The following is an 11,231-nucleotide window of genomic DNA, read 5'->3' on the forward strand; positions in this document are numbered from 1 at the left end:
GGCTGCTCTTGATGAGTAACCAGGCGGGCATCTTGTTGTGCTTGCCGTACGAGCGGAAAGGCGGTTCTCGTGAAGGAGGGCTCGAATGGCGGGCAAGCGGACGAGGCGCAGCAGCAAGAGGCGGGCTCGGAAGACGCGCAGGAGCAAGGGGAAGTGACGGCCCTGGGCGGAGCCGGCGACGACTACCAGGCGATGCTTGCGAAGCGGGACGAGCGGATCGCGGAGTTTGAGGCACAGGTGGCCGATGCCTCCGCTTCCAAGGAGGCTGCCGAGGCGCTTCGCGGTGAGATCGAGGCGGTGAAGACCGCCGCTACGGACGAGCGCGTGGAGTACGAGCTGCGCCTCGTGGGCGCTCGCAGCGTAACGGCGGCCAAGGCTCTGCTCGCGGATCACGGCGGCGACGTGGTGGCGCTCAAGGTGTCGCGCCACGTGGGCGACGGCGTGGAGAGCGGGCCAACGCCGGCGGCCCGCGCCGTGCTGGCGGAGCTTAGCGGCGCGGGGATCGCATTCTGCGGGGTGGCGTGATGCCGGGGCGGCGCCGATGCGGCGGTCGCTTCTGCCGGACGCGATGAGCGTGCGGGTGCCGTTGGAGGACGGGTTCATACGGCTCGGCGCGGGTCGTAAGGCGCGTGCGTCCCATGTAATGGGGGAAACCGCAGCCAGCGATGCTTGGTGTGTGGCGGATATGCGAGGGGGTGGCAGGCGGAAAGGGAGCTTATTCACTTTCCCAAACCGCTCTGGTCATTTGAACGAGGCGCGATCTCTTTGAGCTTCTTGGGAGTCGGGGGCGCAGGTTCAGTGCGACAGAGCTGATACGTGCTCACGTTCCGCGCAAAGTTGCCGGATTGTCGATATGAGGAGAATGCCAGACGGGCTTATCGAGGAAAGCGGCCTGCTATACGTCGGCGTCACTCGCGCTCGAAAGGCGGCATATGCCTCCGCCTCGATGCAACGCAGGACAAAATCGGGAGACTGTCAGGCCACCTGTCCCTCTTGTCTAATGTCTATTCCGGGTATTGCGCCTGTGAGCTGGGCGGTGATGGATACGGAGAGCTGACTTCTGGTGCTACGAGACGTGTCTGCTATGGCCGTGAGAGCCGGTCAGTGTTCCATATCGGGTCCAAAAAGTAAGAAAAATGCGGCTGAAGGTACAGGTACCCGCAGCCGCTAAAAGCCCTAGGGCTTTTCACAATGATTGAAGTATGCCCGATTGAGGCGGACGGGGGAAGCGCTTGGAAAGCGCGGACCATCCATCAGAGGAGTTCGGATGAAGTTGATATTCATGGCGGCCGACGGGCCGACGGGAATCCAAGGCGCGCCATGCTTCTTATGTGCAGCAAAGCTAATGCTGCTAAAATACAAAGCGCTCATGTAGTTTAAACGCACGACGATAAGGAGCACCAGTGGGTAACCACTTCCGTACCTCCGGTGCGGGCGATGATGCCCCCAAGACGCAGGCAGGCGTCCAGGGCAGTCGTTTCGCCACTCCGGATTCAGAGGGCCAGCCTGTTGCTCAGGCCCCCGCTCAGCCGGTAGATCAGGCACAGCCGGCATCCGATCCCTTTGCCTACAATCCAACCAGCGATGTCGCGCTTTCCGGCACGGCGGGTTTTGAGCCCGTTCAGGCCGTGACCGCTCGCGTGGAGCAGCCTCAGGCTGGTGCCGCCACGCCGCAGCCTACCATGGCCGGCATTCCCGACCCCTTGGCCCCTGCGACGCCGGCTCCTCAGCCTGCGCAGTCCGGTCTCTTTGCCGCTATTCCCGACCCCACGCAGCCTGCTGCCCCGGTGGTCGAGAGCGATCAGGCCGCCGAGGTCGCAAGCCTCGATAACGCGCTCAACAACCCCGATTTTACGTCGGTGTTTGCGCCCATCGATCCGCAGGCCAGCCGCAAGAAGATGGCCAAGCAGGCCGGTGTCGAGCCCGTCATCCTTATGGAGCATGTCACCAAGATCTATCCGGCACAGCCCAACAAGCCTGCACTCGACGACATCAACATCGAGATCTATCCGGGCGAGTTCGTCTTCCTGGTCGGTCACTCCGGCTCGGGTAAGACCACGCTGCTGTCGACGCTCAACCGTGACGTCAAGCCGACGAGCGGCCGCATCCTGGTTGCCGGTCAGGACCTCATGAAGATCAAGAACCGCAAGGTTCCGTTCCTGCGCCGCCAGATTGGCGCCGTGTTCCAGGACTTTAAGCTTCTGCCGCAAAAGACCGCCTACGAAAACGTGGCGTTTGCCCTGCAGTGCATCGGCAAGCCCAAGGGCGTCATTCGCAGCCAGGTGCCCGAGGTGCTGCGTCTGGTCGGCCTGGCCGATCAGATGGACTCGCTGCCCGACCAGCTTTCCGGTGGCGAGCAGCAGCGCGTTGCCGTCGCCCGCGCTATGGTCAACCGTCCGCCGCTGCTGATCTGCGACGAGCCGACGGGCAACCTCGACCCGGCGATCTCGCTGGGCATCATGAAGCTGCTCGAGCGTATTAACCGCACTGGCACCACCGTGATCGTCGCCACGCACGACCGCGAGATGGTCGATAGCATGCACCGTCGCGTGATCGCCCTCGAGGGCGGCCACGTTATCCGCGACCAGGAGAGGGGAGGTTACGGCAACTATGGCACCAACTAACGTAGGCTACTCCTTCAAAGAGGCAATCAGCCACTTCTTCCGTAACTGGACTACCTCGCTCGGCGCCGTCATCACGATTTTCCTTTCGCTGTTTATCATCGGCCTGTTCATCATGGGCTCCGCGATGCTGAACTCCGTGATCGGCACCGTCGAGGATCAGGTTGTCATTAATGCCTTTATTAGCGATGACGCCGATCAGGCAGACGTCCAGGCCTTTGAGGCCGAGCTCAAGACGTGGAGCAACGTCAAGTCCGTGACCTATAAGGATAAGGACGACGCGCTGGCCGAGTACACGAGCAAGATGTCGGGTAACGCCGACGCCACCATGAGCGCGCTCGACGGCCAGAACCCGCTGCCCGCCTCGTTTGCGATTGAGATGGACGATCCGTCTCAGGTCGAGAGCACGGCCAAGAAGCTCAAGAAGAATGCCGACTTCCAAAAGATCGCGGACGACGGCGACGTCAACGCGAGCGTGCTGTACGGCCAGGAGGAAGTGAGCCGCCTGTTCCAGGTGACCAACTACATCCGCATCGCCGCCGTGGTGCTCGTTGGCCTTCTGACCTTTATCGCATTCATCTTCATCAACAACACGATTCGCCTGTCTATCACGGCGCGTCGTCGTGAGATTGCGATTATGCGTCTGGTCGGCGCCAGCAACGGCTTCATTCGCGGCCCGTTTATCACCGAGGGCGTACTGCAGGCCATTTTGGGCTCGCTGCTTTCCATCGGCGTTCTGGAGCTGCTGCGCAATCTGATGATTCCGCGTCTGCAGGAGAGCATCGGCTGGATGTCGTTTGCCCTGCCGATGCAGTACTACCTGGTGACCTATGCTGCGCTGATTCTGGTCGGCGTGATTATCGGTCTCTTTGGTTCTGCCATAGCCATGCGCCGCTACCTGCGCGTGTAGGCATGCCTGGAATTCATCCCTTCCAACGGGTCGTCTCTTATGGGGCGGCCCGTTTTTTGATCCCTAGGGGACGGCAGGAAAGCGAATCATTTGGGTAGACTCTTTGGAGTTCGTCATCGATAGTAAGGAGGCGCCATGGGGCGCAATAACAAGCATAAGCGCGGTGCCCGCAATAAGCGTGGACCGGTGCGCAGCGAGCGCCGCCCGAGTCTGACCGGACGCGTGCAGCTCCATGAGCACAGCGCCTATGTCATAACCGAGAACGGCGACTATAAAGTCATGGGCCGCGGTAAGCGCGAGATCATGGATGGCGATACCGTCGCCGTGAGCATTAAGAACAGCCCGCATGGTGAGCGTCGTGCCGTGATTGAGGGGGTCGTCGAGCGCGCTGCCATCAGTGTGGTGGGCACGTACCAGATGGCCGGTCCGCTCGGCGTGATCGAGCCGCTCGATTCGCGTCTCAAGGCCGATTTCTTCATTTTGCCCGAGGACACTTCGGCCGAGCGCCTGGGCGTTCATCCCGGTGACGCTGTGGTCGCACGCATTCTGACCTATCCGACGCGCCTTGAATCAGGCACCGTGACCATCGAGCGCCGCATTGGCGGCGATGACGCGCCCGATCTGGGTGTTCAATACGTAATGGCGCGCTATGGCTATACCGACAGCTATCCCGTGGCGGCGCTGGCCGAGGCCGAGGGCCTTTCGCTCGATGTGACCGCGGCGCTCAAAGATCCGCTCCGACGCGATCTGCGCGACCGCTTTATCATCACGATCGACCCGGTCGACGCTCGCGACTTTGACGATGCCATTTCGCTGGAGCGCACGCCCGATGGCGGCTATAAGCTGGGCGTCCACTTCGCCGATGTCTCGCACTATGTGGTTTGGGACGGGCATATCGATCTTGAGGCGCGCCATCGCACGACATCGGTGTATCTGGCCGATCGAGTGCTGCCCATGCTGCCCGAGCGCTTATCGAACGACCTGTGCTCGCTTCGTCCCGACGAGGACCGTCTGGCGTTTACCGTCGATATTGAACTCGATGCGCAGGGCCGCGTTCGCCGCTACGATCCTTATCCCAGTGTGATTCGCTCGCGCGTGCGAATGGACTACGACGGCACCGAGGCACTGTTGGTGCGTGCCGGCGCGGTGGAGTATGGGGTGCTGGAGGGTGCGGCCGAGGATGTTGCGGCTGCTGAGGCCTCGCGCGAGGAGGCGCTTGAGCGCGGTCTTGCGTGCGAGAAGGCCGCCCGCGGCTGCAACGTCGACCTCGGCAATTTCCTTGTCGCCGCCAACGAACTCGCCGAACTTCGCCGTCGTATTCGTCGCGTCCGCGGCTCAGTCGATTTTGACACGGCCGAGATTCGCGCTCTATTGGATGAGGACGGAGTACCCGTGCAGATTGTGGCGCGCGAGCGTTCGTGTGCCACGTCGCTTATCGAGGAAGCCATGCTGCTCGCCAACGAGTGCGTGGCCGAGTGGCTGGCCGACCGCGACATTGAGGCTTGCTATCGCGTGCACGATGATCCCAGTCCCGATAGCCTGCACGGCGCCGCCGTGGCGCTGGCGCAGCTGGGCATCATCGACGACCGCCGTGCGGCTGGTATTGCCCTGGGAAGTCCCGATGAGCTGCAGGCTGCGGTCGACGCCGCGGCTGGCACGGCCAACGCGCCGCTTGTCAACACGCTGCTGTTGCGCAGCATGCAGCGCGCACTGTACAAGCCGCGCAACGAAGGCCACTTTGCGCTTGCCGCTCCGTGCTACTGCCACTTTACGAGTCCTATCCGCCGCTATCCCGATTTGGTGGTGCACCGCGTGCTCAAGCTGCAGCTGGCCTATGAGCAGCTGGGCGGCAAGGACGCCTTGGCACGCACGCCCCGGCTCATCGGTAAGGGTCGCGAGTCCCTGCCACGCATTCTGCCGCAGATTTGCCGTGCATGCAGCGATGCGGAGCGTGCGGCCGATGCCGCCAGCCATGCGACGCAAAAGATCAAGATTGCCCAGTACTACGAGGATCGCCTGGGCGAGCGCTATGCCGGAACGGTCTCGTGGGTCAGCAGCATGGGCCTGTTCGTACGCTTGGATCTGACGCAGGTCGAGGGCCTGGTTTCAATTAAGAGCCTGGGCAACGAGTGGTTCGAGTTTGACGAGGACGCGCTCACGCTCACAGGTGCCGACACGGGGACCCGCTATGAGCTGGGGCAGCGCGTGGTCATCGAGGTCTCGCGCGTCAATACCACGCGCGGGCACTTGGACTTTAAGCTAATCCATTAGCCAAATCACGATCGTGCGGAAGTGGGGGCGGTCTTTCGGGGCCGCCCTCGCATTTGAATGATGGCCGCGTCGCCGCCTGCTCGGCCGCCTATCCGCCTGCTATTTGGGAGGTAAAACCTACCAAAATAAACCTGTCCCTTTTTGGCGGGTTTACAAGAAAGCGGGGATGAGATGGCGACGGTGTACGGCTATGCGCGTGTGAGTTCGCGTGATCAGAACCTGAATCGGCAGTTTGATGCGCTGATCGCCTATGGCGTGGAGTCGGCGAATATTTATGCCGACCGTGCGAGCGGCAAGGACTTCGACCGTCCGCGTTATCGCGATCTGCTACGCGTGCTGGGGGATGGGGACGTTCTGGTGGTGTTGTCCATCGATCGCTTGGGTCGTAACTACAGCGAGATACTCGAGGAATGGCGCCTTATCACAAAAGAGCGCGGGACGGCCATCGTGGTGCTGGATATGCCGTTGCTCGACACGCGCGCAAAGGATGGAGAAGCGCCGGACGTGACGAGTACACTGATTGCCGACATTGTGCTGCAGCTGTTGAGCTACGTGGCGCAGGTGGAGCGCGAGAACATCCATCAGCGTCAGGCAGAGGGAATTGCGGCGGCGCGGGCGCGAGGGGTGCGGTTTGGCCGGCCTCGCAAGCCATGCCCTCCGCAGTTTGAACTGGTGCGCGATAGCTATGAGGCAGGCGATATCACCCGTAGCCAGGCAGCAAAGCGCTTGGGTGTGTGCGTGGGGACGTTCGATCGCTGGATGCGCGAGGCGGGTTAGGAGATGGCAGCCCTGTCGCTTCTTGTTGCGATTCAAATTTTGCTACGACGACACTGCTATTTAGACTACACTCGCTGATATTCAAAAAAGGAGGTTGGCCCTTGGCGCGCGTAAAACAAATAATCGGATGGACCGCGGTCGTTCTGTTCGCTGCAACGCTGGCGGGCATCTGGGTGCTGACGGAGCAAAATGCGATGGAGACGTCGTTGCTGAGCGAGTCCACCGCGCGTGTGGTGGAGGGTCAGGCTACGGGCGTTCAGGCTGCTGATGCCACGGGTGAAGCCCAGACAGAGAACGGAATGACCGGGGGCGCCGATTCGGCTGCCTCGAATGTCCGGTCTGGCCGACTTGCTTCCATTCGCATGTGGGTGGGCACAAACGTCCGTCGCGTTGCCCATACCGTAGAGTTTTTCTTCGTCGGATTATTCGCCTCCGTGGTCGTGGTTTGCCTTTCCAGGCGTCCGTGGAGCGTATGCTCCCGTTGCGTGCCCGTATTGCTCTTTTGCGCCGCCTGCTCCGTTGGCGATCAGGTGCATAAGATCTTTGTTCCCGGCAGGCATTTCGACGTTATCGATTTAGGATTCGATGCTGCGGGCTATGTCACCGCCATGCTGTTGGTATTGCTGGCAGCGGCGTTGGTGCGCCATGCGACTCGGCCGATCGGCGCCCATGCGAGGCGCTAGCCTTAAGACGAGACATCGCGACTGCCTATGCTTCGACATTGACTACAATAACGGCTGCAATCGCGAGTGGTCGTCGATGTGCAGTTTTCCAGACACCTGTTTTCTCTAAGAAAGGAAATCCCATGGCGGTATTGTTTGTTGAATATCCCAAGTGCTCGACCTGTAAGAAGGCCAAGGCATGGCTGGACGAACATGGGGTAGAGTATATCGACCGCGATATCGTTTTGGACAATCCCACGGCTGATGAGCTTGCGACCTGGATTGCTCGTTCGGGGCTGCCGGTGCGGCGCTTCTTTAATTCGTCGGGCATGAAATATCGAGAGCTGGGCCTGAAGGCGCGTCTGGATGCGGGCATGACGGATCGGGAGTGCTACGAGCTGCTGGCGACCGACGGCATGCTGGTCAAGCGTCCGCTGCTGGTGGGCGACGACTTTGCGATTCCTGGCTTTAGGGAAGCGGCTTGGGCCGAGGCGTTGCTGTAGCGGCTGCGGAAAGTGCGACCCGGAATTCGCTTCCAGAATGGGATGCACTTTCCCAAAGTGGCCGGTTGCGGAAAGCACGTCCCATTCTGAGCTTCGATTGTGGGACACGGTCTCCGGTTGAGGGCTCGACGGGAAAGTGGGGACCAGTTTGAGCTTGAAATCTGGAACGCACTTTCCGCCGGCGGGCCTGCCTCAGTCAGTCCGCCAGCTGTGCCCATTCGTGCGGATCGTAGACCTTTACGTGCTTGTTGGGCTTGCCGCTCCAGTACTCTTCGTCCATAAAGGGCAGATATGCCTGAATGCCGGGGCAGATAAAGGGAATCCGCTGCTGTTGCAGTCGCTCGCGCTGGCGCTGCTCCAGGTGCGCCTCGGATATGACGGTCGGCATGCCGGACAGCTCGACGAGGCTTGCCTGGATTCGCTTAAGGTCGGGGAGTCCCGCGTGCCATGACATCCGCATGATTAAAAAGGATGCACGGCGGTATTTTGCCTGCACCACAGTAATGGCGGGGCGTAACGTGGGGTGAATTTTGTCCCGTTCGGGCCAAAGGTCGGCAGTGATCTCGAGGCCCAGGGTCTCCCATAGGTAATCAAGCTCTTCGTCCATGGCGCCTCGATATCTACGTGATCATTGATACTTCGATTGTGTTGCCTGGTGCTATCGTTTTCGCGGTAGAATCTGCCAACGGTTGACGGCTACCGCTCGCGGCGTTTTGCCCTTCGTGTACAGCGGTTGGCTTCACAGGTCCTTCACGGGTTGGACTAAATTAGGCCAATTTGACTGAATTTCAAAAAAGTCAAAATTGGGGCTTGCGTCACGGCCGGACTTCCCGTATATTTCTTTCTTGCGCAAAGGCACAGCCGAGCGCAGCGATGCAGTCATTGGGATGTCGTCTAATGGCAGGACAGCGGATTCTGGTTCCGTCAATGGGGGTTCGACTCCCTCCATCCCAGCCATTGCATTTGCTACATATGGCCCGTTCGTCTAGCGGTTTAGGACGCCGCCCTCTCAAGGCGGAGATCACCAGTTCGAATCTGGTACGGGCTACCAAAATTGAACGCCCGGGCCTCGTAAGAGACCCGGGTTTTGTGTATCGACCGATATTTAAGGCGCGCGTTGAGTCTGCCGCCCGGACCGAGGAGTTGTCATGGACCTGCCTATCAGCTTGGAAGACATCACGTATGCCGAGAACTATCTGGCGCAGGGCGACCTGGCTACGGCGACGCCGCTGCTTGAGCGTCTGGTGGAGCTCGCCGAGGAGTATATCGACGCTGAGTGCAAGACGGAGGAGAAGCGCCAGTACTTTAGCTTCGACAGCAAGTTTGAGCGCCTGGCCTATCGCCGCGTGGAGAAGGATCCGCGCGAGCTGGTGCAGGTCGAGGTTCCCTTTGACCGCCTGTACTCCGACATGGCGTTTGCCTACATTCGCCAGCAGGATTATGTGAGTGCTCGGAATGCCCTGATGCAGGCCGTGCGTTGGGATCCCATGAACTGCAACTATCGCTTGGACTTGGCCGAGCTGTTCCGCGCGCTCGAGGACAAGCAGGAGTGGGCATCGCTCTCGTTCTCGGTGCTGGAGCGCGCGAGCGACGGTAAGTGCGCCGCACGCGCCTACACCAACTTGGGTCAGTACTTCTTGGAGCCCGAGACCGAGAACATTTCGGCTGCCGTGGGCTGCGCACGTCTGGCGCTGCGCCTGGCGCCCAATGATGCGCATACGACGCGCCTGCTCAACAAGATCCATACCACCTATCCGGATGCCGCGGACGAGAGTGACGACCATGTGATGGGTGAGCTCGCCCTGCAGGGCGTGCCGACCTCGCCTTCGGCCGAGATCGCCATCTGCCTGATCATGTGCGCGACCGATGCTGCAAGCGACGGCGACAAGCAGGAGGCTACGCGTCTGACGGTCCGTGCCCGCGACCTGGTGGGCGAGGAGGCATGCGCGGCGATTATCAAGCTGGTGCGCGAGAGCGATGCCGAGCTCAATGCCGAGCGCAGGGCAAAGCGCGAGGCTGCGGGCTCAAACGCCGATGGCGCCAAGGAGGCCGGCGATGCCCAGTAAGCGCGAGCGCAAGCTCATTTCCAAGAATCGCTCGGCACATCACGAGTACTTTATCGATGAGACGTTTGAGTGCGGTATTGAGCTGAGCGGTACCGAGGTCAAGTCGATTCGCGAGCGCGCGTGCCAGATTACCGATACCTTTGCACTGATTCGTGGCGGGGAGTGCTGGCTCGTCGGCCTGCATATCCACCCTTATAGCCATGGTGGCGTGTGGAATCGCGATCCCGACCGTCGGCGCCGTCTGCTGCTGCACCGCAAGGAGATCGACTTTCTTGACGGCAAACTTCGCAACCGTGGTTATGCGCTGGTTCCGTTGGAGCTCTACTTTAATACCGACGGTCGCGTAAAACTGCTGCTGGGCCTGGGTCGCGGCAAGAAGCTCTACGACAAGCGCGAGGACATGGCCAAGCGTGATGTCCAACGCGAGATCGACCGTGCCCTCAAGGAACGCAACCGCTGACCGTCCTTCATAAGTTGCGGTGGAATACGGACTGTTTTGCCTGTTTGAGGGGCTATTCAGTCCCTATTTCACCGCAACTGCGGGTGTCTTATCTTTCTTACTGTTCTGACACATATGTTTCAAAGGCGGCGTCCGTTATGGGCGCTGCCTTTTTTTGTGGGTACATACATCCATGAGGTTCCAACCCGAGTTAGGGGAGTGATCGTTATGGACAAAACTGCGTTCTTTACCATGCCGAGCGGCCTGTACGTGGTGAGCTCCGCTGCAGACGGGCTGCGCGCCGGCTGCGTCATCAACACGGCGGTGCAGGTGACATCCGCCCCGCCGCGCATCTCGATTGCCGTGAACAAGAACAACGTCACCTCGGGCGTCATCGCTTCGGCCAAAGCGTTCGCGCTGACCGTGATCGATCAGACCGCCGACATGCTCTACATCGGTAACTTTGGGTTCCGCACCAGCAGCGATTATGACAAGTTTGCCAAATACGAGACCCGCGAGACGGCTCTGGGCATGCCCTATGTGCCCGAGCACGCGGCGGCCCTGTTTAGCTGCCGTTTGATCGACACTGTGGATGTGGGCACGCATCTACTGTTTATCGGCGAGGTCGAGGATGCCGAGCGCCTGAGCGACGAGACGCCGCTCACCTACGATTACTACCATAAGGTCCTGAAGGGCAAGACGTCTCCGAAGGCGTCCTCGTATCAAGGCTAGAAATGTTTTAAAAAAACTTGCATTATATTATTGAGAATCTATACTAATAGATGAAGTACATCACCAGTCGCGTTCGAGAGGAGAACATCATGACTGAGGAGAAGAAGACGTATAAGTTCGTGTGCATCGTTTGTGGTTACGAGGTTGAGGTCGACACGCCCGAGCTGCCCGAGGATTACGTGTGCCCGGTGTGCGGCGTCGGTCCCGATCAGTTTGAGCTCGTCGAGGAGTAGCTCGCAGACACACGGCT

At 60.3% G+C, this 11,231-nt stretch carries 12 protein-coding genes and 2 tRNA genes; 13 read left to right on the forward strand and 1 reads right to left on the reverse strand.

Going from position 1 to position 11,231, the window contains the following annotated elements; translation table 11 throughout:
- Positions 1 to 69 precede the first annotated feature (69 nt).
- The 7 genes from I2H19_RS02285 (at position 70) to I2H19_RS02315 (ending at position 7,744) form a co-directional block, all read left to right on the forward strand.
- Positions 70 to 525, forward strand: coding sequence for a hypothetical protein (locus I2H19_RS02285; protein ID WP_195621030.1), 456 nt, complete (start codon positions 70 to 72; stop codon positions 523 to 525).
- Positions 526 to 1,403: 878 nt separating this feature from the next.
- Complete coding sequence (gene ftsE / locus I2H19_RS02290; RefSeq protein WP_195621032.1) at positions 1,404 to 2,624, forward strand: cell division ATP-binding protein FtsE; 1,221 nt, start codon at positions 1,404 to 1,406, stop codon at positions 2,622 to 2,624.
- Complete coding sequence (gene ftsX, locus I2H19_RS02295) at positions 2,611 to 3,531, forward strand: permease-like cell division protein FtsX (protein WP_117734382.1); 921 nt, start codon at positions 2,611 to 2,613, stop codon at positions 3,529 to 3,531. Before ftsE ends, ftsX begins: the two co-directional genes overlap by 14 nt.
- Before the next feature lie 135 nt (positions 3,532 to 3,666).
- Positions 3,667 to 5,802 (forward strand): ribonuclease R family protein, encoded by a 2,136-nt coding sequence (locus I2H19_RS02300; protein WP_195621034.1) that lies wholly within the window; start codon positions 3,667 to 3,669, stop codon positions 5,800 to 5,802.
- A 171-nt stretch (positions 5,803 to 5,973) separates the two neighbouring features.
- On the forward strand, positions 5,974 to 6,579 hold the full coding sequence (locus I2H19_RS02305) for a recombinase family protein (protein ID WP_195621035.1): 606 nt from the start codon (positions 5,974 to 5,976) through the stop codon (positions 6,577 to 6,579).
- A 101-nt stretch (positions 6,580 to 6,680) separates the two neighbouring features.
- Positions 6,681 to 7,262 (forward strand): VanZ family protein, encoded by a 582-nt coding sequence (locus tag I2H19_RS02310; protein ID WP_195621036.1) that lies wholly within the window; start codon positions 6,681 to 6,683, stop codon positions 7,260 to 7,262.
- Between the two features lie 122 nt (positions 7,263 to 7,384).
- Positions 7,385 to 7,744 carry an arsenate reductase family protein gene (locus I2H19_RS02315; protein ID WP_055251871.1) on the forward strand — a complete coding sequence of 120 codons (360 nt, stop codon included), beginning with the start codon at positions 7,385 to 7,387 and terminating at the stop codon, positions 7,742 to 7,744.
- Between the two features lie 196 nt (positions 7,745 to 7,940).
- Here the strand turns inward: I2H19_RS02315 and I2H19_RS02320 are convergent, their stop codons facing one another.
- Complete coding sequence (locus I2H19_RS02320; RefSeq protein WP_161144815.1) at positions 7,941 to 8,351, reverse strand: hypothetical protein; 411 nt, start codon at positions 8,349 to 8,351, stop codon at positions 7,941 to 7,943.
- A gap of 276 nt (positions 8,352 to 8,627) precedes the next feature.
- Here I2H19_RS02320 and I2H19_RS02325 point away from each other — a divergent pair.
- The 6 genes from I2H19_RS02325 (at position 8,628) to I2H19_RS02350 (ending at position 11,214) form a co-directional block, all read left to right on the forward strand.
- A tRNA-Gln gene (locus tag I2H19_RS02325) sits at positions 8,628 to 8,701 on the forward strand.
- A gap of 17 nt (positions 8,702 to 8,718) precedes the next feature.
- Positions 8,719 to 8,795: transfer RNA gene (locus tag I2H19_RS02330), tRNA-Glu, on the forward strand.
- 97 nt (positions 8,796 to 8,892) lie between these two features.
- Entirely contained in the window at positions 8,893 to 9,810 is a 918-nt protein-coding gene (locus tag I2H19_RS02335) for a tetratricopeptide repeat protein (RefSeq protein WP_117564212.1), read from the forward strand.
- Entirely contained in the window at positions 9,800 to 10,270 is a 471-nt protein-coding gene (gene smpB / locus I2H19_RS02340; protein WP_006235325.1) for an SsrA-binding protein SmpB, read from the forward strand. Before I2H19_RS02335 ends, smpB begins: the two co-directional genes overlap by 11 nt.
- Before the next feature lie 207 nt (positions 10,271 to 10,477).
- Entirely contained in the window at positions 10,478 to 10,981 is a 504-nt protein-coding gene (locus I2H19_RS02345; protein WP_195621037.1) for a flavin reductase family protein, read from the forward strand.
- Between the two features lie 89 nt (positions 10,982 to 11,070).
- Entirely contained in the window at positions 11,071 to 11,214 is a 144-nt protein-coding gene (locus I2H19_RS02350) for a rubredoxin-like domain-containing protein (protein ID WP_195364046.1), read from the forward strand.
- Positions 11,215 to 11,231: the final 17 nt, after the last annotated feature.

Source organism: Collinsella aerofaciens, from assembly GCF_015560135.1.
Lineage (GTDB): Bacteria > Actinomycetota > Coriobacteriia > Coriobacteriales > Coriobacteriaceae > Collinsella > Collinsella aerofaciens_AN.

Bases quoted from the DNA above. Each gene is read 5' to 3' on its own strand.
- ftsX (WP_117734382.1), top strand. From the start codon at position 2,611: ATGGCACCAACTAACGTAGGCTACTCCTTCAAAGAGGCAATCAGCCAC.
- I2H19_RS02300 (WP_195621034.1), top strand. From the start codon at position 3,667: ATGGGGCGCAATAACAAGCATAAGCGCGGTGCCCGCAATAAGCGTGGA.
- I2H19_RS02305 (WP_195621035.1), top strand. From the start codon at position 5,974: ATGGCGACGGTGTACGGCTATGCGCGTGTGAGTTCGCGTGATCAGAAC.
- I2H19_RS02315 (WP_055251871.1), top strand. From the start codon at position 7,385: ATGGCGGTATTGTTTGTTGAATATCCCAAGTGCTCGACCTGTAAGAAG.
- I2H19_RS02320 (WP_161144815.1), bottom strand. From the start codon at position 8,351: ATGGACGAAGAGCTTGATTACCTATGGGAGACCCTGGGCCTCGAGATC.
- I2H19_RS02335 (WP_117564212.1), top strand. From the start codon at position 8,893: ATGGACCTGCCTATCAGCTTGGAAGACATCACGTATGCCGAGAACTAT.
- smpB (WP_006235325.1), top strand. From the start codon at position 9,800: ATGCCCAGTAAGCGCGAGCGCAAGCTCATTTCCAAGAATCGCTCGGCA.
- I2H19_RS02345 (WP_195621037.1), top strand. From the start codon at position 10,478: ATGGACAAAACTGCGTTCTTTACCATGCCGAGCGGCCTGTACGTGGTG.
- I2H19_RS02350 (WP_195364046.1), top strand. From the start codon at position 11,071: ATGACTGAGGAGAAGAAGACGTATAAGTTCGTGTGCATCGTTTGTGGT.